The organism is Kribbella sp. NPDC003505, from assembly GCF_040610875.1.
GTDB lineage: Bacteria > Actinomycetota > Actinomycetes > Propionibacteriales > Kribbellaceae > Kribbella.
Genome location: NZ_JBEXNA010000014.1, coordinates 44,403 through 68,323, shown reverse-complemented (window position 1 = coordinate 68,323; position 23,921 = coordinate 44,403). Strand labels below are relative to the sequence as shown.

The following is a 23,921-nucleotide window of genomic DNA, read 5'->3' as shown; positions in this document are numbered from 1 at the left end:
CCGTCCAGTGGACGTATACGTACTGTCGAGCTGCCGCGCTCAGTGGAGGTTGACGGCGAGCGAGTAGAAGCGGGTGATCTGGGTGGCGCCGTTGTTGTCGTCCGACATCAGGTACAGCTGGCGGCGGCCGCCCGGGAGGTAGCCGCCGAGCGCGAGCGCCTCGACGTTGTCGAGCAGCGGGTTCGGCTGCGGCTGCTTGGCGACCGCACCCGACGGCGGGCAGTCCACCAGGTCGAACAGCAGCTTCTTCCGCAGGAAGACCGACGACGGCACATCAGCCAGCGACGTCACCTCGGACACGTCGGCGGCCCGGCGCAGCGAGACGGTGAACACGCGGATCGTGTTGCCGACACCCGGCGTGTACGTCCGCTCCATCGACACCAGCTCGGCCGGCCCGGCCCACGCGAGCTCGACGAGCGCGAGCCCCGGGTCCGGCTGATAGGCGTACTGGGCCACCGGTCGGTAGTCGTGCCCCGGCAGACCGGCGTACCGGATGATGCGGTTCCGGGTGCGGTTCTCGGCGTCGGTCCCGTCCGGCGCGAGCGGGCCCTCCATCCCGGCGAACAGCGACAAGCCGTCGCGGCTCACCGCCAGCGACTCGAACGTCGCATTGCTCGTCGCCTCGCCGGCCGGTGCGACCAGGAAGCGGGCCGGCACCGGCAGCTCGCCGATCTGCTGACCGTCGGACAACCGGAAGCGGCGGATCGACGGCTCCCGCTCCGACGTCGCCAGGATGGTCCGGTCGCCGCGCTCGACGACGAGCCCCTCACCGTCGAAATCGCCACCGTTGTACGGCGTACCGTCCGGGCGTCGCAGGATCGTCATCCCGTCGACGCTGACCGACGTCGGCCGGCTGTTCACGCGCAGATCGAACACGCGCGCCGGCGTGGTCCCTACGTTGTCCACGAGCGCGACCGCGCTGTGCGGTCCGGTCACGTTGAGAGCCGACAGCCCGGCCACCGGCTGGCCGTCGAACGTCGTCTTGTCGAGCGCGTCGCTGAAACCGAGGAGCGTGGCGTCCGGCGAGCATGCCCCGCCACCGCCGTGCTTGCCCGGAGTTGCCGACGCGGTGAGCGTCGTGGTGAGAGCGGTCAGGACAACTGCTGCAGCGAGCGGCTTCTGCCAGCGCATTCCAGGCTCCTAGGAGAGAGACGACGACAGCACCGGACCAACCTACTCGCTGACGCCGCGGCTCAGCAGGACGGTCGCGATGAAGGTCCGGTAAAGCCGCAGCGGATCATCATTGCGTAGGGCAACGACTCTGTCCTCGCGCCGCTCGACACCGCGCAGCTCGCAGGCGAGTTCGGCGAAAGCCCGGTTGTGGAAGCGGACGGTCAGCTCGGCCGGCAGCGTGATGCTCGGCAACCGGATGTCGCTCAACCGGGCGAGCGCCCGGCGGGCGCCGTCGTGGATCAGCTCGCGGGCCCGCTCGGGATGCACCGACAGGGCGGCGTTGTGCGACACCGAGTCCTTCACCACGACCGACTCGATGTCGGGGCAGAACGCCTGCGCCTCGTCGATCGTGATCCGGTCGCCGGAGATCAGCACGACGGGTACCTGGCAGGCGAGCGCCACCAGGGCGTTGATCCCGGCCTCGCCGGTGATCGCGCCGTTCAGCCGGACCTCGGCGATCGCCCGCGGGTTGTACGTGTGGTGCAGCACGGATCCGGTCGCGCCCGCCGACCCGTGGTACGAGACGAAGAACGCGGCGTCGAACGACTCGTCCAGGCCCTGCATCATGTAGAGCGGCTTGTGCTTCCCGGACAGGTAGCTCGCGCGCCCGTGGAGCTCGTCGGGGCGCAGGTTCTGCATCGTCGAGTGCGAGTCGTTCACGAGGAACTCGGTCCCGCCCGCGGCCAGCGCGCCGTCGATCGCGGCGTTCACCTCGGCCTGCAGCTGTCGCCGGTAGTACTCGTACTCCGTGGCGGGTCCGCGGGCCTGGCTCCAGTCGACGACCCCCGCCGTACCTTCCATGTCCGTGGAGAGGAAGACCTTCATCTAACGCACCATACAAGGCCGTTTCGGGTCGAACTCCCAGTCCTCGACCAGGTACCGCATCGCGATCGCGTCGTCCCGGGCTCCGAGGCCGTGCTCCAGGTACAGCTCGTGGGCGGCGGCGAGCGCGTCCTGGTCGAGCGCGATCCCGAGCCCCGGTCCTGCCGGTACGGCGATCTCGCCGCCGGCGATCCGCAGCGGGTCCTTGGTCAGCGCCTGACCGTCCTGCCAGATCCAGTGCGTGTCGAGCGCGGTGATCTCGCCCGGTGCGGCCGCGCCCACGTGCGTGAACATCGCCAGCGAGATGTCGAAGTGGTTGTTCGAGTGCGAGCCCCAGGTCAGCCCGAAGTCGTGACACAGCTGGGCGACCCGCACCGATCCGGCCATTGTCCAGAAATGCGGATCCGCCAACGGGATGTCGACCGCGTCGGTGCGGATCGCGTGCGCCAGTTCGCGCCAGTCGGTCGCGATCATGTTCGTCGCCGTCCGCAGACCGGTCTGCCGCCTGAACTCGGCCATCGTCTCCCGCCCGGAGAACCCGGGTTCGGCGCCGCACGGGTCTTCGACGTACGCGAGGACGCCGTCCAGACCCGAGCAGACCGCGACGGCTTCGCGGACCAGCCACGCGCCGTTCGGGTCGACGGTGATGCGCGCGGACGGGAAGCGGTCGTGCAGCGCCCGGACCGCGTCGATCTCGACATGCGGGTCGAAGACGCCGCCCTTCAGCTTGAAGTCCGCGAACCCGTACCGCTCCTGAGCCGCCACAGCCAGCTCGACAATCGCGTCAGCAGTCTGCGCCGGCCGCCGACGCAACTCCGACCATCTGTCGTCGGCATCCTCAGTCCGGTAGGGCAGGTCTGTTCGGGTGGCATCGCCGACGTAGAACAAGTAACCCAGCACTGGGACTGCGGTGCGTTGCTGTCCATCGCCGAGGAGATCCGCGACGGGCACGCCGAGGTGCTGCCCCAGGAGATCCAGCAGCGCCGACTCGAGTCCGGTCACCGCATGCACCGTCGTACGGAGGTCGAAGGTCTGTAGTCCACGGCCACCACTGTCGAGGCCATGGAATCTGGTGGAGACGGTGCGGAGCAGGGCCCGGTAGCGGGCGAGGGATTGGCCGATGAGCAAAGGAGCGGCCTCGCGGATCGTGGCGGCGATCTTCTCGCCGCCGGGGACCTCGCCGAGGCCGGTGTTGCCCGAGCTGTCGGTGACGATGACGACGTTGCGGGTGAAGAACGGACCGTGCGCGCCGCTCAGGTTGAGCAGCATGCTGTCGTACCCGGCGACCGGCACGACCTGCACCGCGGTGACGGTCGGGGTCATTTGACCCTGCCGATCAACTCGGTGAGCTGTGCGAGCTCCTCGTCGCTGAGATCCTGAAGTGGCGGCCGGACCGGTCCGGCGCCGCGGCCGATCGCGTTCACGCCGGCCTTCACGATCGACACGGCGTACCCCTTGGTCCGGTCGCGGATGTCCAGGTACGGCAGCACGAACTGGTTCAGCTTCCGGTACACCGATGCGCGGTCCTGCGCGATCACGTCCGTGTAGAAGCCGAGCGCGAACTCCGGGACGAAGTTGAAGATCGCCGACGAGTACGTGCTGTACCCGAGCTGCAGCAGCGGGAGTGCGAACGTCTCGGCCGTCGGCAGCCCGCCGACGTACGTGAGCCGCTCACCCACCCGCGCGTACGTCCGCGTCATCTGCTCGATGTTCCCGACGCCGTCCTTGAAGCCGACCAGGTTCGGGTGCCGGTCCGCGAGCTCCGCGACCGTCAGGTCGGTGAGGATCGCGTTCGCCCGGCTGTAGACCGTCACCCCGAGGCTCGTACTGCGACAGACCGCCGACACGTGCTCGATCAAACCGCGCTGACCGGCTTCGGTCAGGTACGGCGGGAACACCAGAATCCCGTCCGCGCCCGCCTCTTCTGCCGCTCGCGCACCCGCCACCGCCGACGCGGTCCCGCCGGTCGCCGGTGCGATCACCGGCACACGCCCATTAACCTCCGACACAGCTGTCCGTACGACGGTGTCGATCTCCGCTGGTGTCAGCGAGAAGCCCTCGCCGGTACCGCCCGCGGCGAACAGGCCCGCGACGTCGTACCGGCTCAGCCAGGACAGGTGCTCGCGGTACCCGGCCTCGTTGAAGCTGAGGTCGGCGTGGAAGTGCGTGACGGGGAACGACAGCAGCCCGGTCTTCAGCTGCGCGGCGAGTTCTGCGGGGGAGTAATGGGTCACGCCGGTCAGCGTAAGAACGTCGGTGGATACCTGTCCAAGATCGATTTTGGATCTAATGATGCTCGGGAAGCATCGTGAGCACCCGTTGCAGGACCGGGCTGGTGGCGTCGCGGCGCCAGATCGCGTGCAGTTCGACCGGGCTGCCCGGGCCGTCCAGGTCGCAGTACGTCACACCCTCGACGCCGAGGTGCCGGGCCGACGCCGGCACCAGCGCGACGCCGCGGCCGGTTGCGACCAGCAGGATCACGGTCAGGATCTGCTGCACCCGCTGCTCGATCCGGGGATGCGATTCGGCGAGGAACCGGACCGTCAGCTCGTGGAAGTACCGGGCCTGGGTCGGTGAGTAGCTGATCACCTGCTCGCCGCTGAAGTCCGCGGACGTCAGCGGCCGGCCGAGGGCGGCGAGCCGATGGTTGCCGGGGACAACGGCGCACAGCGGCTCGCGGGACACGATCCGGGAGTCCAGGACGTCGGAGTCGAACGGCGGCCGCGCGAGCCCGAGATCCAGCTCGCCGCGCAGCAGGCCGTCGATCTGTGCGGGGGTGACCCGTTCGTGCAGGATCACGTCGACGTCCGGCAGCTCCTCGGACAGCCGGCGCAGCAGCGGGCCGAGCGTCCGGATCGCCGACGTGGCCGTGAATCCGAGCCGCAGTGTCCCCGCCGCGCCCTGGTCGACCCGGCGGGCGAGATCGCCCGCGGTCTCGACCAGCGTGAGCAACCGGCGCGCCTCGGTCAGGAACGCCTGCCCCGCCTCGGTCAGCTCGACCTTGCGGTTGTCGCGTTCCAGCAGCCGGGCGCCGACGGCGCGCTCGAGTTTCTGCACCTGCCGGCTCAGCGGCGGCTGGGTCATGTTCAGCCGCTCGGCGGCGCGGCCGAAGTGCAGCTCCTCGGCGACGGCGACGAACGCGCTCAGTTGGTCGAGCGAGAACATGATTCCCGAAAGGTATCACTCGGCGCGATATGGGCCTTGGAGACGCATGGTCAGACAGGCCAGCCGTTGGCGGAGAGGGCGTTCAGTACGGCGGTGCGCTGCGGGTTGAGCGGGACGTACAGAAGGGTCCTGCCGTTCGGGCCGCGAAGGCGGACGTAGCGCCGGCCGATGGTGCTGGAGGTGACGGCCGTCCGCTGGACGACCTGCGAGGCGAGCGTGCCGTGGGTAACCGTCACCCGATCCGGCCCGACGGTGACAGCCAACCTGACCCGCAACGCATGGCGAACAGACAACCCGACGAGCGCCAACGCAAGCAGGACGCCAGGCCCCATCACCGCGAGCATGATCGCAACCGGCGACCCACCCTCGAACGCCGACACCAACACCCCAGCAGCAACGACTCCAGCAACCCCGACCCCAACCTTCGGACTGAACCTCCTGTCAGCCCAAGGCAAAGGCCCCCGCATCCCATCCCGAACCACAACCTGAGTCCCACTCCTACCCACCTGCCCCAGCTGCCTGGTGCGGCCGGCGCCGACGGAGTTCGCGTCCGGCGCTACAGGGCTGGGGGACCAGGGCCAGCCCTCGGCTCGGGTGACTTGGCGGAGTTCGTCTACGTCGAAGCGGGCGAGGGGGATGCGGCCGGTGGAGGTCATGCCGTCGAGCTGCAAGTACGGCCGGCCGCGGGACTCCACGATGCGCAACGTGCTGTCCTCGTTCCGCACGAGTTCCCACGACGTACCGGACGCACGCACCGCGGTGATCCCGTCCGCCCGCACCTCGATCCAGTCCGGATGCCGGCGCCCGGCGCGCGGTGCCGGTGCGCGGGCGTGAACGGACTGGGACATGCCGGACGACGCTAGCCGGGATGCTGGGTCAACCGGTGCCGGGTGCTCGACAGGTGCACGCGCATCGCCGCCCGCGCCGCCTCCGGATCCGACCGCGCGATCGCCGCGGCGATGTTCTCGTGCTCGTGCACCACCCGGGTCAGGTGCTCCGGGTCCGACATCTCGTACGCCGGGTCGAGCCGGGTCCGCGGCAGCATGATCATCATCGGCCCGAGCTCGCCGACCAGGTCCGCGTAGAACCGATTGCCCGAAGCAACAGCAACCTTGAGGTGGAACGCGAAGTCCGCTTCCACCGACCGGCCCGGATCGTCCCCGACTCGCCGGAAGTCGTCCAGCGCCCGCTCGATCCCCTTCAGCTGATGGTCGGTCCGCCGTCCCGCGGCCAGCCCCGCCGCCTCGCTCTCGACGCCGATCCGGAAGTCCATCAGGTCGAGGACGTCGCGGTGCGAGCGCACCTCGCGCAGCCCCGCCGTACGCTCCGGGACCTCGAGCACGAACGACCCGCGCCCCTGGAACGTCTCCACCAGACCGGCCGCCTGCAGCCGCGACACCGCCTCGCGGACGACGGTCCGGCTGACCCCGAACTCCTCGACCAGGCTGTTCTCACCCGGCAGTTTCTGGCCCGGCGCGATCCCGCCGTCGAGGATCCGCCGCTTCAGATCGTCGACGATCTGATCGGCCAGTCCGCTCACGAGAACTCGCAGCTGTCGACCGTCCAGCGCGCGCACTGCTCGCTGGTGGTGAAGCCGAGCCCTGGGCGGTCCGGGACGAGCATCCGCCCGTCGACCGTCTCCAGTCGCTCGTTGAACAAGGGATTCAGCCACTCGAAGTGCTCGACCCAGGGCTCCCGCGGGTACGCCGCCGCGAGGTGCAGGTGGATCTCCATCGCGAAGTGCGGCGCCAACTGGAGACCGTGGTGGTCGGCCAGCGTCGCGAGCTTGAGGAACGGCGTGATGCCGCCGATCCGCGGAGCGTCCGGCTGGATGATGTCGGCCGCGCGGGCCTCGATCAGCCGCATGTGCTCGCCGACGCTGGACAGCATCTCGCCGGTCGCGATCGGGGTGTCGAGCGCCGCCGCGAGCTCCGCGTGCCCGAGCGCGTCGTACGCGTCCAGCGGCTCCTCGATCCAGACCAGGCCGAACTGCTCCAGCACCCGGCCGATCCGCAACGCCGCCGGCCGGTCCCACTGCTGGTTCGCGTCCACCATCAGCGGTACGTCGTCGCCGAGGTGTTCACGCACCGCCCGGACGCGCTCGAGGTCGATCCGGCTGTCCGGCTGGCCGACCTTGATCTTGATCCCGCCGATGCCGTCGGCAAGCGACTTCGAGGCGCGCTCCTTCACCTCCTCGATCGGGGCGTGCAGGAACCCGCCGGAGGTGTTGTACGCCCGGACCGAGTCGCGGTGCGCGCCGAGCAGCTTGGCGAGCGGCAGACCGGCCCGCTTGGCCTTCAGGTCCCACAGCGCGATGTCGATCGCCGCGATCGCCTGCGTCGCGACGCCCGAGCGGCCGACCGAGGCGCCGGCCCAGAGCAGCTTGTCGTACACCTTGCCGATGTCGGACGGGTCCTCGCCGATCAGGTTGGCCGCGATCTCCTTCGCGTGCGCGTACTGCGCCGGTCCGCCGGCCCGCTTCGAGTAGCTGAACCCGATGCCGTGCCGGTCCTGCTCGGTCGCGATCTCGGCGAACAGGAACACCACCTCGGTCATCGGCCGCTGCCGCCCGGTCAGCACCTTGGCGTCACTGATCGGCTGGTCGAGCGGGAGGACGACGGACGAGAGCTTCGCCTGGCGGATGCGGTCCATGCGAAGTGATCGTACAAGTAATCAACTTGTCCTACAACGCCGTCGTTTGATGCTGCCGTAACACCAGGTGACCGCTCCGGAAACACAAGAAGGACAAGCTGCTGCGCGCCGACAGCGTGGTCGTGCACGCCCGCCTGCCGCCAGCTGGGGAAGGAAGCAGCCAATGGACGTCTCGGAGAAGCTGCTCCGGTCGTACGCCACGATCGACACCGACGACGACGGCCGGATCTGGTCCTGGGAGTTGCTCAACACCCTCGGCCGGGCCGGCATCATGCCGGACGATCCGCGGGTCCGTGCGGCGCTGGACGGTGTCCGTGACGCCGCCGGCCGACCCGCGATCACGCCGTACGCCCAGCCCGTGCAGCTCGATCTCGACACGTTCGCCGAGGTCGCGCGGCACGAGGTGATCCAGCGCGCGCTGACCGGTGATCTCGCCGTTCCCGTGGACGAGTTCGCGGCGTTCGCGCACGCGGTCGAGCGGATCCACACCGATCTGCTGGACGAGCGGTCCGGTGAGACCGCGGACTACATCCCGACCTTGCGGGACGCCGATCCGGAGAAGTTCGGGATCGCGATCTGCACCGCCGACGGCCAGGTGTTCTCGATCGGCGACACCGCGGAGGAGTTCAGCGTCCAGTCGACGTCGAAGCCGTTCAACTACGCGATCGCGCTGGAGCAGCTCGGCCCGGAGGAGGTGCACCGCTGGGTCGGTCAGGAACAGAGCGGCGGTCCCTTCAACGATCCGCTGCTGTCGCTGGGTGCGGACGGCCGGCCGCACAACCCGATGATCAACGCCGGAGCGATCGGGACGCTCGCACTGGTCGACGCCGGCCAGGATCTGTCCGCGAGGTTCACGACCGTCCGGGACACCTGGGCCGCGATGACCGGCGAGCGTCCGCAGTTGCACGGTGCGACGTTCCTGGCCGAGCGCGAAACCGGGTTCGGGAATGTCATGTTCGCCAACGCGCTGGCGCGGAACGGGAAGCTGTACGGCGCGAGCCCGACCGATCGGCGGGCGCCCGAGGACGCCACCGAGCTCTACACCATGGGCTGCTCACTCACCATGACCGCCGCCAGCCTGGTGAAGGCCGGCGCCACGCTCGCGAACGGTGGAGTCGCACCCTTGAGCGGCCGGCAGGTGTTCTCCGAGGAGACCGCCGCCCGCGTGCTGTCGATGATGGGCCACAGCGGCATGTACAACGACTCCGGACAGTTCTCGAACGAGGTCGGGCTGCCGGCCAAGAGCGGGGTGTCCGGCAACGTCTTGATGGTGGTGCCGTCGAAGCGGATGGCCGTCGTGGTGTTCTCGCCGCGTCTGGACGCGGTCGGCAACTCGGTGCGTGGGGTCGAGGTGTGCAAACGGCTCGTCAACGAGTTCGGCCTGCACCCGTACCGGAGCATGGGCGCCGAGCGCGGCCGCGCCGCGGGACAGTTGGTCGGTGCGCTCAACGGCGCCGATCGGCGAGCTGAGGCGGCGAGCGCGGCCGACCGCGCTCTCGGCGGCCTGGCCCGGCCGGGAAGCGGCGGTGCGGGTGTCGCGCAGACCGTCGAGACCGAGCGAGCCGGCACAGCGACGCTGCGGCGTCCGTCGCAGCCCGGCCAGCAGCTCTGATCTCCCACGAACAACGGCCGCCGACCACCCCCTCGGGGTGATCGGCGGCCGTCGTCGTTCGGGCTGCTACTCGACGGTGACCGACTTCGCCAGGTTGCGCGGCTTGTCGACGTCGTGGCCGAGGGCAACGGCCGCGTAGTACGCGATGATCTGCAGCGGGATGGTCAGCAGGATCGGGTCCAGCTCGGCCTCGTTCTTCGGTACGACGATCTTCGCCGCGACCCCGTCCGGCACGTCGACGCCTGGGTGCGTGACGACGTACAGCGGGCCGGAGCGGGCGCCGATCTCGTGCAGCGCGCCGATGTTGCGGTCGAGCAGCTCGTCGTCGGGGACGATCGCGACGCTCGGCACGTCCGGCGAGATCAGCGCGAGCGGGCCGTGCTTCAGCTCGGAGGTCTGGTACGCCTCGGCGTGCCGGTACGAGATCTCCTTCAGCTTCTGCGCACCCTCGCGCGCGACCGGGTACCCACGAGTGCGGCCGACGAAGAAGAGCGATTCGTGCTGCGCGAGCCGGCCGGCGATCTTGGCCAGCTCCTCCTCCTGCGCCACGATCGCGGCGATGTGCTCCGGGAGCTTCTTCAGGCCGTCGATCAGCCGGCGGCCGTCGGCGGGGGAGACGTCCCGGATCCGGCCGAGGTGGATGCCGAGCATCGCGAACCCGACCGCCATGTTGGTGAGCGCCTTCGTCGAGGCCACCGAGACCTCCGGGCCGGCATGCAGGTAGACGCCGCCGTCGACCTCGCGGGCGATGCTCGAACCGACCGCGTTCACCAGGCCGATCACGCGGCCGCCCTTGCGCTTCAGCTCCTGGACGGCGACGAGCGTGTCGAGGGTTTCACCGGACTGCGAGACCGCGACGTACAGCGTGTCCCGCTCGACCACCGGGTTGCGGTACCGGAACTCCGACGCGGGCTCCGCGTCGGCAGGGATCCGGGCGACCTCCTCGATGAACTGCGCGCCCATCTGGCCGGCGTAGTACGCCGAGCCGCAGCCGAGGATCTTGACCCGCTTGATCTCCCGCGCCTCACGGGCATCCATGTTCAGGCCGCCGAGGTGCACGGTGTGGAAGCGCTCGTCCAGCCGGCCCCGGATGACCCGGCCGACCGCGTCCGGCTGCTCGTGGATCTCCTTCATCATGAAGTGCTCGTGCAGGCCGCGCTCGAACTCCTCGGCCTCCCACTCGACCGTCTTCGCGGTCTTGGTGGTCGGGGACGCGTCCTGGGTGAAGGTGCGGTAGCCGTCGGCGCGGACGGTCGCGAGCTCGCCGTCGTCCAAGTACACGACCTGGCGGGTGTAGCGGATCAGGGCGGCGGCGTCGGAGGCGATGTGCATCTCGCCGTCGCCGATACCGAGGATCAGCGGGCTGCCGTTGCGGGCGACCACGATCCGGTCCGGGAAGTCGAGGTCGACGACCGCGATGCCGTAGGTGCCCTCGATCCGGCGCAGGCTGGCCAGCACCTTCTCCTCGAGGGTGTCGCCGTCGGCCTGCTCGATCAGGTGCGCGAGCACCTCGGTGTCGGTCTCGGAGCGCAGCTTGACGCCGGCGTCCTCCAGCTGCGCGCGGATCGCGGCGGCGTTGTCGAAGATGCCGTTGTGCACGACCGCGATCCGCTCGTTGCCGCTGGCGTGCGGGTGTGCGTTGTCCTTGCTCGGACCGCCGTGGGTGGCCCACCGGGTGTGGCCGATGCCGAGTTTGCCGCCGAACCGCTTCGGCAGCGACGCCTCCAGCTCACGGACCCGTCCGGCGTCCTTGTGCACCTTCAGCTCGCTCGACCCGAGAACGGCGACGCCCGCCGAGTCGTAGCCGCGGTACTCCAAGCGGGCCAGTCCGTCCACCAGGATGGGCGCGGCCGGCTTGGTGCCGACGTACCCGACGATTCCGCACATGTGATGGTGCCCCTTCGTAGGTTCGGTTGAGCGGCCCGGTCAGCCGTAGACGATCCGTCGCAGCTGCCGGGCGGAGAGTTCGGGCGAGCGGACCGGCCAGTGCCGGAGCTCGGTGCCGAGGCGCGCGAAGATCTCGTCGTTGCGGGCGCCGTAGGTCTGCAGCTCACGGTGCCGGCGCCGGACGTACTCCTCGGTCGTCTCGGTGAAATAGGCCAGCACGTCGGCGACCACCCGTCGCGCGACATCCGCCGACAGTCCCGTCGTCCGGCTGACCTGGTCGGCCAGCTCGTCGACCGGCTCCACGGCCGCCGCCTCACTGATCACGCGTCAACCATGCAGTCTTTCTGGGGTCAACGCAAAGCATCTGCCCGAAATCGGGCAAATTCTCTGCTTTGTCAGGAGCTAGAAGAGACGGAGTACGTCGGACTCCATGCCGCGCAGGGCGTCGTAGTCGACGGTCAGGCACTCCAGGCCGCGGTCGGTGGCGAGGAACTGGGCCTGCGGCTTGATCAGCTGGGCGGCGAAGATGCCGCGGACCGGCGCGAGCAGCGGGTCGCGGTTGAGGAGTTCGATGTACCGGGTGAGCTGCTCGACGCCGTCGATCTCGCCGCGGCGCTTGATCTCGACCGCGACGTGCTTGCCGTCGGCGTCGCGGAGCAGCAGGTCGACCGGGCCGATCGCGGTCGGGTACTCCCGGCGGACCAGCGTCCAGCCCTCGCCGAAGGTGTGCACGTGCTCGGCGAGCAGCTCCTGCAGGTGCGCCTCGACGCCGTCCTTGATCAGGCCCGGGTCGGTCCCGAGCTCGTACGCCGTGTCGCTGTGCACCTCCTCGATGGTGATCCGCAGCTCCTCGCCGGCCTTGTTGGTGACGCTCCAGACGGAGTCGTCCTCCGTCAGCTTGCACGGCGGGGACATCCAGTTCAGCGGCTTGTACGACCCGCCGTCGGCGTGGATCAGCACGGACCCGTCCGCCTTCACCATCAGCAACCGCGGCGCCATCGGCAGATGAGCCGTCAGCCGCCCCGAGTAGTCAACAGAACACGTAGCAATCACCAAGCGCACGACAAAGCACCGTAGTGCACCCGCCGCGCGGAGTGGGAAGGTGGTGACCATGATGCCGAAGGTGAGCGACGCGGCAGTGGCGGCGTACGACGAGGTCGCGGCCGGTCTGGCGGCGGCCGGCGCGGTCCGGGGCAGCATGTTCGGCATGCCGTGCCTGAAGATCGGCAAGAAGGTGCTCGCCGGGATGTACGGCGACGCGATGACCTTCAAACTCCCGCCGGAGCCGCGCGCGAAGGCGCTCGCGCTGCCCGGTGTGGAGCAGTTCGACCCGGGGATGGGTCGGCCGATGAAGGAGTGGGTAAGGATCCCTCTGGAGCAGTCGGCCGCCTGGCCGGAGTACGCCGCCGAGGCCTTGGAGTACGTCCGTCGATGAACCTCATGTGTCCCGCCCGGATCCTGCTGCTGCCCGGCGACGTCCAGGACGCGGCGGTCGGCGAGCGGGTCGCCCAGGTGTACGCCGGCCCGTTCGAGGCGGCCGCCGGCGCCCGGCTGGCCGATCGGCTCGGCGTCAAGCTCACCGTCGTACCCGAGCTCACCCAGCGCCCGGACGCCGAGCTGCAGTCGATCGCCGATCTGCACCGCGGCGAGACCGTGGTCGTGCTCGGGCTGGACCTCGGCCTCCGGCTGCCCGCGATCGTCGAGCACACCGGCGACGGCTGGACGCGGATCGCCTCCGACAACGAGGTGACGCTGGCGTCGTACGAACAGGCCGCCGGCAAGTTCCGCGACTCGATCCCGACCGACCCCAACAACCTCCTGATCGACCTGCTGGCCGAGCGCGTGCCGCCGGGCGGGCGTGTCCTCGAGCTCGGCAGCGGCACCGGCAAGGACGCGATCGAGTTGGAGAGCCGCGGGTACGTCGTCCGGCGCACCGATGCGACCCAGGCGTTCGTCGAGATGATGCGATCCGACGGGTATGCCGCCGACCGGCTGAACGCGATCACCGACGACTACGGCGGCCCGTACGACGCGGTGTACGCGAGCGCGGTGTTCCTGCACTTCGACCGCGCCCAGCTGGACGGCGTACTGCGGAAGGCGGCCCGCGCCGCGCCCGTGCTCGCCTTCGCGACCCGGGAGGGCAAGGGGGAGGAGTGGTCCAACCGGCACCTCGACCTGCCGCGCCACTTCGTCCTCTGGCAGGAAGCTCCGCTGCGCGATCTGCTCGCCGCGACCGGATGGTCCGTCCAGCGACTGGAGCGCGGCGACTCCCGCATCGGAACCTGGCTGCAGATCCTGGCGGTGCGGGCGTGATCCGCGCCGGCGTCGTGCTGCTGAGCGAGCACGGGATCGCGGCGATCGAGCGGGTCCGCGGCGGGCGGACGTACCACGTGCTGCCCGGCGGTCAGGTGGAGGACGGGGAGAGTCCCGCGGAGGCCGCGCGCCGGGAGGTGCAGGAGGAGCTCGGCCTGCTGGTGAAGATCCGCGCGGCGGTCGCGGTCGTGCACTTCGGCGACAGCACGCAGCACTACTTCGTCGCCGACGTGATCGGCGGCGAGTTCGGGACCGGCGACGGTCCGGAGATGGCAAGCTCGGCCGACTCGGAGCGGGGGAGTTACCGCGCCGTGTGGATGCCGGTGCACGACCTCGTTGCGCGGGACCTGCGGCCACGACCCGTTGCGGCCGCGCTGGCCGGCGCGCCCGATCCGTGGTGGCTGCTCGAAGGCTGGATGGAGACCCCGGTCGTCATCGACGAGGGGGTGTGAGCTTGACCTCGCCGGTGACGCAACTCATGGGCGGACCAGTGCTGGGACTGGCATAGTGCAAGCATGGCTCGGGAATTGACGACGGTTGGTGTGGTGGGTCTCGGCACGATGGGCGCCGGGATTGCCGAGGTGTTCGCGCGCAACGGCCTGACGGTGGTCGGTGTCGAGCGCGACGAGGAGGCCGTCGAGCGCGGCCGCGGGCACATCCAGCACTCGACCGACCGGGCCGTGAAGCGCGGCAAGCTGTCGGTCGAGGACCAGCAGGCGCTGTTCGACCGGGTCACGTTCGCCACCTCGCTGGAGGCGCTGGCCGACTGCGACCTGGTGATCGAAGCCGTCGTCGAGCGGCTCGAGCTGAAGCGCGAGATCTTCGCGGCACTGGACAAGATCGTCCGCGAGGACGCGATCCTGGCGACCAACACGTCGTCGTTGTCGGTCACCGAGATCTCCGTCGCCACCCAGCGCCCGCGGCGCGTCGTCGGCATGCACTTCTTCAACCCGGCGCCGGTGCAGGAGTTCGTCGAGGTGATCAAGACCGTGGTCACCGAGCCGGACGTGGTCGAGGACGTGCAGGCGCTGGCCCGCCGGCTCGACAAGGTGCCGGTGGTCGCCGCCGACCGGGCCGGGTTCATCGCGAACGCGCTGCTGTTCGGGTACCTGAACCACGCGGTGTCGATGGTCGAGTCCCGCTACGCCACTCGCGAGGACGTCGACGCGGCGATGCGGCTCGGCTGCGGGTACCCGATGGGCCCGCTGGCGCTGCTCGACCTGATCGGCCTCGACACGGCGTACGAGATCCTCGACACGATGTACAAGCAGGGCCGCAACCGGCTGCACGCGCCGGCGCCGATCCTCAAGCAGATGGTCACCGCCGGGCTGCTCGGCCGGAAGACCGGGCGCGGCTTCTACACCTACGAGGCGCCGGACTCGCCGGTCGTGGTGGACGACGAGCACACCCCGCACCGCAATGGCGACGAGATCGCCGTCCGGCCGGTCAAGCAGGTCGGCGTGGTCGGCTCCGGCACGATGGCGGTGGGCATCGTCGAGGTCCTGGCCAAGGCTGGGTACGACGTCCTGTACGTCGCCCGCGGCACCGAGAAGGTCGACCGCGTCCGCGGTGTGCTGGAGCGCTCGCTGGAGAAGGGCGTGCAGCGCGGCAAGCTGTCCGCCGAGGAGCGGGACGCGGCGCTGCGCCGCGTCACCGGTACGGCGAAGCTCGACGACCTCGCGGGCGCCGACCTGGTGATCGAGGCCGTCGTCGAGGAGCTCAGCGTCAAGCAGGCGCTGTTCGAGACGTTCGACGAGATCTGCAAGCCGGGCGCGATCCTGGCCACCACGACCTCGTCGCTGCCGGTGATCGACCTGGCGATGGCGACCAAGCGGCCGGGTGACGTGGTCGGGCTGCACTTCTTCAACCCGGCGCCGGTGATGCAGCTGGTCGAGGTCGTCAGCACGGTGAGTACCTCCGCCGACGTCGCCGACACGGTGGCCGCGGTAGCCGTTGCTGCTGGCAAGCATCCGGTGCGGTGCGGCGACCGGGCCGGGTTCATCGTGAACGCGCTGCTGTTCCCGTACCTGAACGACGCGGTCCGGATGCTCGAAGCGCACTACGCCGGCGTCGACGACATCGACGCGGCGATGAAGCTCGGCTGCCGTCTCCCGATGGGCCCGTTCGCGCTGCTCGACGTGGTCGGCCTGGACGTCTCGCTGGCCATCCAGCGGACGCTCTACCTGGAGTTCCGCGAGCCCGGCTTCGCCCCGGCGCCGCTGCTCGAACACCTGGTCACCGCCGGCTACCTCGGCCGCAAGACTGGCCGCGGTTTCCGCGACTACAGCAACTGAGCCGCAGTAGCATCACCGCGCAGGCGAGCCGTCGCTGACCCGGGGTCGCTGGCAGACTCGGGCGGGTGCGGAGACGGCGGCGGGTGGTGTCGGTGGTTGGGATGCTGCTTGTTGTCGTGACCGGGCTTGGGCTGGTCATGATGCCGGGGGTGGTCGGGGGGGAGTGGCCCGGGTGGTCGGCGACTATGGTGCTGGTCGCGGTGCTGGTGATTCCGGTGGCCTGGGTGCTGATCGGGATCTCCGCGGGATCGGCCACCGCGGCGCGCTGGATCGCGGTGCTCGGGGTCGGAGCTGTGCTGGCGCGGATCGCGTGGACGACGTACGACGCCGGTCCGGCGATGTTGCTCGCCGTATTGCCGCTGCTGGCCCTGATCGTCGTGCTCGCCGCGATCCTCGCGTACTCGTGGCCGCGGGCAACCACCCGCGCTGTGCAGGACTGCGCTCACCGCAACGGCTGGAGGCTCGTCGACCCGCGTGAGCTGCGGCTGCCATCGCTTCCGCTGCCGGTCGGCCGCTCCTGGAGCGCGCGGAACGTCGTGCAGACACCGGACGGTCTCGCTTTCGAGGTGCGGTGGCTGCAGTGGAACGGCCTGCTGTGCCGGCGGCGCAGCCTGAGCGCGTTCGTCACGACGCTGCCGGTCGCGTTACCGCCGCTGGAGGTACGGCCAGGTGGGCTGACCCGATCGGACCTCACGCTCGAAAGCGGCGAGTTCAATCGGACCTTCGACGTGATCGGCGAGGAACCTCGCTACCTCACCGCCGTCCTGCATCCACGCACCATGCAGGCGCTCCTGGACGCGCGCGAGGTCCACCTCGCGATCGCGGGCACAGCGCTCGTGCTGTTCCGCGAGGAGCCGCTGACGGCCGAGTCGTTGACGCAGGGCCTCACGGCTCTCGACAGCATCAAGGTCCCGCAGCATGTGTACGACGATTGGGGGCAGCGGGCCCCGGAATCCGGCCGCGGGCTGCGGTTCCTGGGGCGTCGCTTCGACCCGTCGCCCGGCGCGGCGCTGCTCCGGATGACCACGCTCGCGACCGGGATCCTCGGCCTGACGCTGCTCACCTGCCTGGCTGCCGCGGCGACCGAGACCGGTTTCGATCCGCCGCACTCCGTCGGGCGGCTCCTCGTCGGCAGCGCAGTGCTGCTCGCGATCGCGGCGGCCTGTGCGCTGGGCCGGCGGGTTTACGGCTCGGCCTGGGCGTAGTCGCCGCAGGGCCCGCCGCCGATGGCTTCGGGGAGGACCGTCTCGCGGCGGTCGGGGCGGACCAGCGGGTTGTAGAAGGCGGCGATCTCGACGCTGTCCTCGGGGATGTAGTGGAAGATCAGCGAGCGGCGGAACCGGTCCGCGGTGGAGTTCGGGCGGGAGCCGTGGACGACGCTGCCGTGGAAGAACAGGACGTCGCCGGCTTTCATCCGGGTCTGCACCCTGCTGAGGCCGTCGGGGATCGGCACCTCGACGCTGGTGAACGACTCGGTCAGGTCGGCCGGCTCCGGGCAGACCAGCTCGGTCTTGTGCGAGCCGGGGACGACCGCGAGCCCGCCGTTGTCGGCGTCCACGTCGTCGATCGCGATCCAGGCCGCGAGGCAGGTCTCGGGGTCCGCGCGCAGGAACGTGTTGTCCTGGTGCAGCGCCTGTCCGCGGGCGCCCGGCGGCTTGAAGTAGAACATCGACTGGGCGCCGAGCGCGGGGCCGATCAGGGCCTGCACGACATCGAGGATCCGGCTGTCGAGCATCAGCTCCATCGAGATCCGCCCGGCCTCGGTGTCAGCCGCCCGGTGCGGGTGCACGAACCGCGGGAACTTCGCGAGCGGGTCGTCGTCCGGGACGCCGTCGTCGATCGCCAGCGAGTGGTCGACCGCGACCTGCTCCATGAAGACCGTCTTGATCCGCTCGACCTCGGCGGCCTCGAGCAACTGGGGGACCTGGACGATGCCGTCCCGCTGGTAGATGTCCACGACTGTCATGCCTCCAGGATCTGTCCCGCAGGCATCGCCGAGCGATAGCCTATCGCGCTGTGAACCTTCGATATCCTGCTGAGTCGCCGCATCCGGTGGTGCGCCGGCTGGTGACCGGTGAGTTCGACGAAGGCCCTGAGTACGCGACCTATCGGCGGCGCGGGACGACCGACTGGCTGCTGGTCCAGACCCTCGACGGCCAAGGACGATTCGGTCAGGTCGCGGCCGCTCCGGGCAGCGTGACGCTGGTTCGCCCCGGCACCTTGCACGACTACGCCACGGTCGGCGACCGGTGGCATTTCCTGTACGCGCACATGCACCCGAAACCCGACTGGCTGCCGCTGCTCGACTGGCCGGAAGTTGCCCCGGGCACCGTTCAGCTGCACCCGGCCGGACCGGCCTTCGAGCGCGTCGCCCGCCACCTGCGCGACGCCGTACTGCACCAGCGCAGCGTGCTGCCGCAGGCCGAGCAGCTGAGCGCCAACGCGCTGGAAGCGGCCTTGCTGTGGTGCGACACCCAGAACCCGAAGGCCGTCCAGATCGACGACCGGCTGCTGCGTGCGATCGAACTGATCGACCAGGACCTGGCCGCGAGCCTCGACGTACCGCGGCTCGCGCGGGCGGTGAACCTGTCGGTCTCGCGGTTCGCGCACCTGTTCCGCGAGCAGCTCGGCGTCGCCCCGCAGCAGTTCGTCGAACGCCGCCGCCTCGACGCGGCCGCCCGCCTCCTCGAACTCACCAGCCGCCCCGTCGCGTCGATCGCGTCGCAGGTCGGGTACACCGACCCGCTCTACTTCTCGACCCGCTTCCGCCGGCATACCGGATCGAGCCCCAGCGCGTTTCGGAGGAGAGCCTAGGCCGATGCGGGCGGCTTCCGGGCGATCACGGCGCCGTTCGCCCCCGCCGCCTCGAACCAGACCGTGCCAATGTCTTGGAAGCCCAGGTCGTCGAGCCAGGCGTGATACTCGCGAGGTGTGTAGTTGCGGCCCTCGGTCTCGATCAGCATGTTGAGGCTCATCAGCGCCGCCGGCGGAGGGCCGGTCCGCTCGTCGTTCACCAGCAGTTCGGCGATGATCAGCCGGCCACCGCTCGGCAGCGCCGTCCAGCACTTCTGGAGGATCGCGCGGGCGCGGTCCTCCGCCCAGTCGTGCAGGATCATCGACAGCAGGATCGTGTCATGCCCGGCGGGCAACGATGCGTCGTCGAAGAAATCACCGGCCACGATCTCGATCCGCTCCGACAGTCCCGCCGCCTCGACCTTCCCGGCCGCGATGGCGGCGACCTTCGGCAACTCGTAAACCGTCGCGGTCAGAGTCGGATAGAGCCGGCACAGTTCGATGTCGAACGCCGCGGAGCCACCTCCGACGTCGAGCAACCGGCGCGAACCGCGCAGATCGACGGTTCGGCCCAGCGCCCGAGCGGTGAAGGTCGAGAGCGAGTGCATCGCCTCCCAGAAAACCGCGAGCAGTCGGGGGTCCTCGCCGTCGAACACCGAGTTCTGCCGGTCCGGGTCCCAGGTGGTCGGGCGGTTGGTGCGGATCGCCTCGGTCAGCCTGGCCCACCCGGGGTAGAGCCGCTCGTCGAGCATCTGCACGAAGCCGCCGAAGTAGTACGGCTTGCCGCGGACCAGGAACTCCTCGGCAAGCGCGCTGTTGAGGTAGCGGTCGTCGTTCTTCTCGAGCAGCCCGAGTGCGGCGCACCCGGTGAGCAGCATCTCCGCCGGCCGCGCCTCGATTGCGAGCGCGTCCGCCAACTCTCGGGTCGTTGTGCCCGCCGTGCCGGACAGACGCGAGAACAGGTCAAGCTCATGGGCCGCGGCGAGTGTCTTGAACGCCCAGAAGCCGGTCGCCAGCTGCATCAACGGGACGGGCGACAACGCTTGGTCGACGTCAGTGGTCATGGCTCCTCCACACAACTCGTCGAGGTCCGTGGTGCAGCACGGGCGGGCATCGGTCGCGGAGCGCGGTAACGGTCATTGGTTGACGATGCGTGCGGACGGTGTCCCCGGCCAAGCACCGTTCGGCAGAGCCGAACGCGTTGGGAGCTAGCATGAGTGGATGCGGAGCGTTCGCCGGGCCGCCGAGGTCTTGGATCTTTTCTCGGTCGAGCGGCCCCACTGGGGCCCCACCGAAGTCGCCACCGAGGTCGGCGTGGCGAAGTCGAGCGCACACGCGCTGCTCCGGGAGTTGGAGCACGCCGGCCTGCTGGAGGGCATGGCGTGCGGACGGTACCGGCTCGGCTGGCGCCTGGCCGGGTTGGCTCGCACGATGCTGCAGACGAACGGGCACAGCACCACGGTCGTCCCTGTTGCGCACGAACTCGCCCAAGAGCTCGGCGAAACGGTCCACTTCGCCGCCCTCGACCGTGACCGGGTCTTGTACGTGACCAGTATCGTGCCGCCCGGGGGAGTTGCCGCTCCAGGAATCCCGGTGTCGGCGGAGTTGACGCCGCTTGGTCAGGTGCTGACCACCGAACATCGCGGCGTGCTCGTCGGACCGCAGCGCGCGCTCATCGGCGTGACATGCGCCGCCTCTGCCCTGCGCGTCCGCGACAAACCCACTGGGTCGCTCGGCGTCTGCGCCTCGACCGAAAGGTTCGCCGCACAGCGGGACGTCTATGCGCGAGCTCTCGGTGCGACCCAGAAGCGCTTGGCGCGCGCCGTTCGTGAGTAGCGCGCCGCACTGAACGGCTCAGCGGGACGAGAGGTAGGTGAGGACCGCCATCACGCGGCGGTTGTCGTCCTCGGACGGCGGCAGGTCGAGCTTGGCGAAGATGTTGTTGGTGTGTTTGCTGACGGCCTTCTCGGTGACGAACAGAGCGCCGGCGATGGCGGCGTTCGAGCGGCCCTCGGCCATCAGTCCGAGGACTTCGGACTCGCGCGGGGTGAGCCGGCTGATCGGCTCGTCGCGGGTGTTGCGGGCCAGCAGCTGACCGATCACGTCCGGGTCCATCGCGGTGCCGCCGGCCGCGACCCGCCGGACGGCGTCCAGGAACTCGGCGACGTTCGACACGCGGTCCTTCAGCAGGTACCCGACGCCGCCTCCGCCGCCGGTGAGCAGCTCCCGCGCGTACAGCTGCTCGACGTACTGCGAGAGCACCAGAATCGGCAGCCCGGGGACCTGCGTGCGGGCCTCGATGGCGGCCTTCAGGCCCTCGTCGGTGAACGTCGGCGGAAGCCGGACGTCCACGACCGCGACGTCCGGCCGGTGCTCCACGAGCGCCGGCACCAGCCGGGGTCCGTTGTCGACCGCCTCGACGACCTCGAAGTCGTGCGCCTCCAGCAGGCGGATCAGGCCGTCCCGGAGGAGGGCGTGGTCTTCAGCGATGAGGACTCGCAAGGCAGCTCCATGATCACGGTGGTCGGCCCGGCGCTCGGGCTCACCACGGTCAACGTACCGTCGAAGGCGGCCAGCCGCCGCTCGATACCGTACAGACCGCCGCCGGGCTTGACCGTCGCGCCTCCCACGCCGTCGTCACCGACGATCATGTGCAGCTTCTCCTCCTCGTGGGTGATCTGCACCCAGGCGTTCGTCGCGGCCGAGTACTTGACCGCGTTCGCCAGGCACTCCGCGACCGCGAAGTACGCCGCCGACTCGACCGGCGCGGGCGGGCGGCCGGGGACGTCGAAGGTCACGTCGACCTTGAACGGGCAGGTCAGCGCGAGCGCCTTGACCGCACCTTCGAGGCCGCGGTCGGCGAGCACCGGCGGGTGGATCCCGCGGACCAGGTCGCGCAGCTCGGACAGCGCCGTGCTCGCGGACTCGCGGGCCTCGGTGAGCAGCGCCGCCGCTTGGGCCGGGTCCCGCGCCACCATCTCCTCGGCCATCCCGAGGTTCATGCTCAGCGCGGCGAGCCGGGCCTGAGCGCCGTCGTGCAGGTCGCGCTCGATGCGGCGCAGCTCGGCCGCCTGGGTGTCGACGGTCTCGGCCCGGGATTCGGCCAGCTCGCGGACCCGCATCGCCAGCTTGGCGCTCTCGGTCGGGCCGAGCAGCGAGCGGGCGACGTACGCGTTCGCCTTCAGCAGCCGCTCGCCGGCGGCCTGCCAGATCAGGAACGCGAGCAGCGCCACCGGCATCACCAGGAAGCTGGTCCAGAAGTTGACCGTGACCAGCCCGCCGAACGGCTCGGTGAAGACGCCCTCCGGGGTGACGCCGACCAGCAGCGGGTAGACCAGGTAGAACACCCCGGCCAGGAAAAGGACGGCGCTGAGCAGACACAGCGTGAACCCGATCACAGCGTTGACGAGCAGCCAGATGATGTCCCGCCAGGTCTGCGCGTCGGTCAGGATCGTCCGCAGCCGCATCAGCATGCCGGGCATCGGAGGCTTCTTGTACGGCCGGGGGATGCGCTCGCCGAGGAAGCCGGCCAGCATCGTGCGGTGACAGTTCGCGAACCAGCGCGCGGTCGGCACGACGACGAGCAGTAGCGGGATCCCGACCCACACCGTGATCAGCGGCACGGACACCACGCTCAGCACGAACAGGGCGATCCCGAGCTCGGCCAGGATCGCGAGGAACAGCGCGATCCACGGCTGCGCGAGTTTCGGGTAGCGCATCGGCGGCGCTTCGGCGGCGGCGACGCCGGTCATGGGGCCTCCCGTCCTGGACTGAGGAGCGCAGGGAGCGAAGCGACCGGAGCGACGAGGGAAGGACGGGAGTTACAGCCCCATGACCCGCCGCGCCGGAGGCGTGGCATCGATGCAGTGCTCATGTCTCCATCATGACCGAGGGTGAGATCTCCGGCAGTGGTGTTATCCCCACTGTCCGCCGGGCGCTGTCACCCCCCGTGAATTGGGTAGTAACTCCCATGTTTTCGGCGGTTAGGGCACACAGGCTTGATGCCGTACCCTGGCCGCGGCTGTACGCCTAGGCCTTCCCCCGCTACCGAGACGAGGACCTGATGGCTCAGCCTGTCGTGTCACCTGCTGCCACCCGCCGCTCCGATTTCTCTCCGCTGCTGCGGGAGATCAAGGCCGCCGGCCTGCTGGAGCGCCGTACGGCGGCGTACGCGATGGCGATCGGGATCAACGTGGCGCTGATGGCGCTGACCTGGGCTGGCATCGCGGTGATCGGCGCGTCCTGGTGGGTGCTGCTGCTCGCGGTCCCGCTGGGGATCCTGACCACCCGCGCGGCGTTCTTCGGGCACGACGCCGGGCACCAGCAGATCGCCGCCTCGCGCAAGCTGCACGACTGGATCGGCATGCTGCACGGCAATCTCCTGCTCGGCATGAGCTACGCCTGGTGGAACGACAAGCACAACCGCCACCACGCCAACCCGAACCACACCGGCAAGGACCCGGACGTCGGCGAGGGTGTGCTGGTCTGGACGCTCGAGCAGGCCGAGGGCCGCGAGGGGCTCGAGGGCTGGCTGACCCGCAACCAGGCCCGGATCTTCTTCCCGCTGCTGACGCTGGAGGGCTTCAACCTCAAGGTGTCGAGCGTCCGCTTCCTGCTCGCCCGCCGGCGTACCGAGAAGGTCGAGCTCGGCCTGCTGGCGGCGCACCTGGTGCTGTACTTCGGCGCGCTGTTCCTGATCATGTCGCCCGGTCAGGCGGTGCTGTTCGCGCTGATCCACCACATGGTCTTCGGGCTGCACCTCGGCAGCGTGTTCGCGCCCAACCACAAGGGCATGGAGATGCCCGACGACGACAGCAACTGGGGCCACTTGGAGAAGCAGGTGCTGACCTCCCGCAACGTGAACGGCGGCCTGGTCACCGACTGGATGATGGGCGGGCTCAACTACCAGATCGAGCACCACCTCTTCCCGAGCATGCCGCGCGCGAACCTCCGCTTCGCCCAGCCGATCGTGCGCGCGTACTGCGAACGGATCGGCATGCCCTACGTCTCGACGGGCCTGATCGAGTCGTACCGCCTGGGGTTGCGCCACCTGCACGAGGTCGGCGACGAACTTCGAGGCGACCTCAAGGTGAGCTAGGCCATACGACTAGCCTGGAGGGGCTATGTCGCGCAGAAGGCCTTCCAAGTGGCAGCGCACCGAGATCCTGCACGACCTGTTCAAGGTGTTCGGGCAGGCGACCGCGCTGCTG

Annotated in this window: 24 protein-coding genes; 9 read left to right on the top strand and 15 right to left on the bottom strand. The window is 69.8% G+C overall.

From position 1 onward, the window contains the following. Window positions 1-39: 39 nt before the first annotated feature. From ABZX12_RS36335 to ABZX12_RS36300, 8 genes are read right to left on the bottom strand one after another with little or no spacing between them, the layout of a single operon-like run. Window positions 40-1,131, bottom strand: coding sequence for an esterase-like activity of phytase family protein (locus ABZX12_RS36335; RefSeq protein WP_355699990.1), 1,092 nt, complete (start codon window positions 1,129-1,131; stop codon window positions 40-42). A 42-nt stretch (window positions 1,132-1,173) separates the two neighbouring features. After that, a complete protein-coding gene (locus ABZX12_RS36330; protein WP_355699989.1) occupies window positions 1,174-1,998 on the bottom strand; it encodes a M55 family metallopeptidase in 825 nt (274 codons plus the stop codon). Beyond that, entirely contained in the window at window positions 1,999-3,318 is a 1,320-nt protein-coding gene (locus tag ABZX12_RS36325; RefSeq protein WP_355699988.1) for an enolase C-terminal domain-like protein, read from the bottom strand. Continuing rightward, on the bottom strand, window positions 3,315-4,229 hold the full coding sequence (gene kdgD / locus ABZX12_RS36320; RefSeq protein ID WP_355699987.1) for a 5-dehydro-4-deoxyglucarate dehydratase: 915 nt from the start codon (window positions 4,227-4,229) through the stop codon (window positions 3,315-3,317). Before kdgD ends, ABZX12_RS36325 begins: the two co-directional genes overlap by 4 nt. Window positions 4,230-4,281: 52 nt before the next feature. Beyond that, complete coding sequence (locus tag ABZX12_RS36315) at window positions 4,282-5,160, bottom strand: LysR family transcriptional regulator (RefSeq protein ID WP_355699986.1); 879 nt, start codon at window positions 5,158-5,160, stop codon at window positions 4,282-4,284. A 50-nt stretch (window positions 5,161-5,210) separates the two neighbouring features. Then, the gene (locus ABZX12_RS36310; RefSeq protein WP_355699985.1) at window positions 5,211-6,008 is read right to left on the bottom strand and encodes a hypothetical protein; all 798 of its coding nucleotides are present in this window, start codon (window positions 6,006-6,008) and stop codon (window positions 5,211-5,213) included. Window positions 6,009-6,019: 11 nt separating this feature from the next. Continuing rightward, window positions 6,020-6,700, bottom strand: coding sequence for a FadR/GntR family transcriptional regulator (locus ABZX12_RS36305; protein WP_355699984.1), 681 nt, complete (start codon window positions 6,698-6,700; stop codon window positions 6,020-6,022). Beyond that, the gene (locus ABZX12_RS36300) at window positions 6,697-7,812 is read right to left on the bottom strand and encodes a mandelate racemase/muconate lactonizing enzyme family protein (RefSeq protein ID WP_355699983.1); all 1,116 of its coding nucleotides are present in this window, start codon (window positions 7,810-7,812) and stop codon (window positions 6,697-6,699) included. Before ABZX12_RS36300 ends, ABZX12_RS36305 begins: the two co-directional genes overlap by 4 nt. A 163-nt stretch (window positions 7,813-7,975) precedes the next feature. Here ABZX12_RS36300 and glsA point away from each other — a divergent pair, with 163 nt between their 5' ends. Continuing rightward, window positions 7,976-9,424 carry a glutaminase A gene (gene glsA / locus ABZX12_RS36295; protein WP_355699982.1) on the top strand — a complete coding sequence of 483 codons (1,449 nt, stop codon included), beginning with the start codon at window positions 7,976-7,978 and terminating at the stop codon, window positions 9,422-9,424. A gap of 66 nt (window positions 9,425-9,490) precedes the next feature. Here glsA and glmS read toward each other — a convergent pair whose 3' ends face one another. From glmS to nucS, 3 genes are all read right to left on the bottom strand, one after another. Then, window positions 9,491-11,311 (bottom strand): glutamine--fructose-6-phosphate transaminase (isomerizing), encoded by a 1,821-nt coding sequence (glmS, locus tag ABZX12_RS36290; protein ID WP_355699981.1) that lies wholly within the window; start codon window positions 11,309-11,311, stop codon window positions 9,491-9,493. A 39-nt stretch (window positions 11,312-11,350) separates the two neighbouring features. Continuing rightward, window positions 11,351-11,632, bottom strand: coding sequence for a hypothetical protein (locus ABZX12_RS36285; protein ID WP_131292007.1), 282 nt, complete (start codon window positions 11,630-11,632; stop codon window positions 11,351-11,353). A gap of 81 nt (window positions 11,633-11,713) precedes the next feature. Next, a complete protein-coding gene (gene nucS, locus ABZX12_RS36280) occupies window positions 11,714-12,373 on the bottom strand; it encodes an endonuclease NucS (RefSeq protein ID WP_355699980.1) in 660 nt (219 codons plus the stop codon). Window positions 12,374-12,422: 49 nt separating this feature from the next. Between nucS and ABZX12_RS36275 the strand changes: the two genes are divergently transcribed. The 5 genes from ABZX12_RS36275 to ABZX12_RS36255 all read left to right on the top strand — a co-directional run bounded on the left by ABZX12_RS36275 (window position 12,423) and on the right by ABZX12_RS36255 (window position 17,123). Next, window positions 12,423-12,746, top strand: a complete 324-nt coding sequence (locus ABZX12_RS36275; RefSeq protein WP_355699979.1) for a hypothetical protein — start codon at window positions 12,423-12,425, stop codon at window positions 12,744-12,746. Further along, a complete protein-coding gene (locus tag ABZX12_RS36270) occupies window positions 12,743-13,624 on the top strand; it encodes a class I SAM-dependent methyltransferase (protein ID WP_355699978.1) in 882 nt (293 codons plus the stop codon). The genes ABZX12_RS36275 and ABZX12_RS36270 overlap by 4 nt, the downstream gene beginning before the upstream one ends. Then, entirely contained in the window at window positions 13,621-14,076 is a 456-nt protein-coding gene (locus ABZX12_RS36265; protein WP_355699977.1) for an NUDIX domain-containing protein, read from the top strand. Before ABZX12_RS36270 ends, ABZX12_RS36265 begins: the two co-directional genes overlap by 4 nt. 63 nt (window positions 14,077-14,139) lie before the next feature. Then, entirely contained in the window at window positions 14,140-15,918 is a 1,779-nt protein-coding gene (locus ABZX12_RS36260) for a 3-hydroxybutyryl-CoA dehydrogenase (protein ID WP_355699976.1), read from the top strand. A gap of 101 nt (window positions 15,919-16,019) precedes the next feature. Then, entirely contained in the window at window positions 16,020-17,123 is a 1,104-nt protein-coding gene (locus tag ABZX12_RS36255; protein WP_355699975.1) for a hypothetical protein, read from the top strand. Here the strand turns inward: ABZX12_RS36255 and ABZX12_RS36250 are convergent. Further along, window positions 17,102-17,884 (bottom strand): phytanoyl-CoA dioxygenase family protein, encoded by a 783-nt coding sequence (locus ABZX12_RS36250; protein ID WP_355699974.1) that lies wholly within the window; start codon window positions 17,882-17,884, stop codon window positions 17,102-17,104. The two genes, ABZX12_RS36255 and ABZX12_RS36250, sit on opposite strands and share 22 nt — an antisense overlap. A 50-nt stretch (window positions 17,885-17,934) precedes the next feature. Between ABZX12_RS36250 and ABZX12_RS36245 the strand changes: the two genes are divergently transcribed. After that, on the top strand, window positions 17,935-18,732 hold the full coding sequence (locus ABZX12_RS36245; protein ID WP_355699973.1) for a helix-turn-helix domain-containing protein: 798 nt from the start codon (window positions 17,935-17,937) through the stop codon (window positions 18,730-18,732). On the opposite strand, the gene ABZX12_RS36240 is transcribed toward ABZX12_RS36245, so the two are convergent. Beyond that, window positions 18,729-19,775, bottom strand: coding sequence for a methyltransferase (locus ABZX12_RS36240; RefSeq protein WP_355699972.1), 1,047 nt, complete (start codon window positions 19,773-19,775; stop codon window positions 18,729-18,731). The two genes, ABZX12_RS36245 and ABZX12_RS36240, sit on opposite strands and share 4 nt — an antisense overlap. 157 nt (window positions 19,776-19,932) lie before the next feature. On the opposite strand from ABZX12_RS36240, the gene ABZX12_RS36235 reads away from it, so the two are divergent. Continuing rightward, window positions 19,933-20,547 (top strand): helix-turn-helix domain-containing protein, encoded by a 615-nt coding sequence (locus ABZX12_RS36235; protein WP_355699971.1) that lies wholly within the window; start codon window positions 19,933-19,935, stop codon window positions 20,545-20,547. Window positions 20,548-20,565: 18 nt separating this feature from the next. On the opposite strand, the gene ABZX12_RS36230 is transcribed toward ABZX12_RS36235, so the two are convergent. After that, entirely contained in the window at window positions 20,566-21,213 is a 648-nt protein-coding gene (locus ABZX12_RS36230; RefSeq protein ID WP_355699970.1) for a response regulator transcription factor, read from the bottom strand. Further along, entirely contained in the window at window positions 21,165-22,463 is a 1,299-nt protein-coding gene (locus ABZX12_RS36225) for a sensor histidine kinase (RefSeq protein WP_355699969.1), read from the bottom strand. The genes ABZX12_RS36230 and ABZX12_RS36225 overlap by 49 nt, the downstream gene beginning before the upstream one ends. A gap of 311 nt (window positions 22,464-22,774) precedes the next feature. On the opposite strand from ABZX12_RS36225, the gene ABZX12_RS36220 reads away from it, so the two are divergent. After that, window positions 22,775-23,809: an acyl-CoA desaturase gene (locus ABZX12_RS36220; protein WP_355699968.1), complete on the top strand. Its 1,035-nt coding sequence runs from the start codon at window positions 22,775-22,777 to the stop codon at window positions 23,807-23,809. Window positions 23,810-23,921 lie beyond the last annotated feature (112 nt).

Excerpts from the sequence above, each read along its gene's own strand:
- ABZX12_RS36220 (WP_355699968.1), top strand. The coding sequence starts at position 22,775 with ATGGCTCAGCCTGTCGTGTCACCTGCTGCCACCCGCCGCTCCGATTTC.
- ABZX12_RS36315 (WP_355699986.1), bottom strand. The coding sequence starts at position 5,160 with ATGTTCTCGCTCGACCAACTGAGCGCGTTCGTCGCCGTCGCCGAGGAG.
- ABZX12_RS36250 (WP_355699974.1), bottom strand. The coding sequence starts at position 17,884 with ATGACAGTCGTGGACATCTACCAGCGGGACGGCATCGTCCAGGTCCCC.
- ABZX12_RS36325 (WP_355699988.1), bottom strand. The coding sequence starts at position 3,318 with ATGACCCCGACCGTCACCGCGGTGCAGGTCGTGCCGGTCGCCGGGTAC.
- ABZX12_RS36235 (WP_355699971.1), top strand. The coding sequence starts at position 19,933 with ATGCGGAGCGTTCGCCGGGCCGCCGAGGTCTTGGATCTTTTCTCGGTC.
- ABZX12_RS36260 (WP_355699976.1), top strand. The coding sequence starts at position 14,140 with ATGGCTCGGGAATTGACGACGGTTGGTGTGGTGGGTCTCGGCACGATG.
- ABZX12_RS36240 (WP_355699972.1), bottom strand. The coding sequence starts at position 19,775 with ATGACCACTGACGTCGACCAAGCGTTGTCGCCCGTCCCGTTGATGCAG.
- ABZX12_RS36270 (WP_355699978.1), top strand. The coding sequence starts at position 12,743 with ATGAACCTCATGTGTCCCGCCCGGATCCTGCTGCTGCCCGGCGACGTC.
- ABZX12_RS36330 (WP_355699989.1), bottom strand. The coding sequence starts at position 1,998 with ATGAAGGTCTTCCTCTCCACGGACATGGAAGGTACGGCGGGGGTCGTC.
- ABZX12_RS36335 (WP_355699990.1), bottom strand. The coding sequence starts at position 1,131 with ATGCGCTGGCAGAAGCCGCTCGCTGCAGCAGTTGTCCTGACCGCTCTC.
- ABZX12_RS36300 (WP_355699983.1), bottom strand. The coding sequence starts at position 7,812 with ATGGACCGCATCCGCCAGGCGAAGCTCTCGTCCGTCGTCCTCCCGCTC.
- ABZX12_RS36275 (WP_355699979.1), top strand. The coding sequence starts at position 12,423 with ATGATGCCGAAGGTGAGCGACGCGGCAGTGGCGGCGTACGACGAGGTC.
- ABZX12_RS36310 (WP_355699985.1), bottom strand. The coding sequence starts at position 6,008 with ATGTCCCAGTCCGTTCACGCCCGCGCACCGGCACCGCGCGCCGGGCGC.
- ABZX12_RS36225 (WP_355699969.1), bottom strand. The coding sequence starts at position 22,463 with ATGACCGGCGTCGCCGCCGCCGAAGCGCCGCCGATGCGCTACCCGAAA.
- ABZX12_RS36255 (WP_355699975.1), top strand. The coding sequence starts at position 16,020 with ATGCTGCTTGTTGTCGTGACCGGGCTTGGGCTGGTCATGATGCCGGGG.
- glmS (WP_355699981.1), bottom strand. The coding sequence starts at position 11,311 with ATGTGCGGAATCGTCGGGTACGTCGGCACCAAGCCGGCCGCGCCCATC.
- glsA (WP_355699982.1), top strand. The coding sequence starts at position 7,976 with ATGGACGTCTCGGAGAAGCTGCTCCGGTCGTACGCCACGATCGACACC.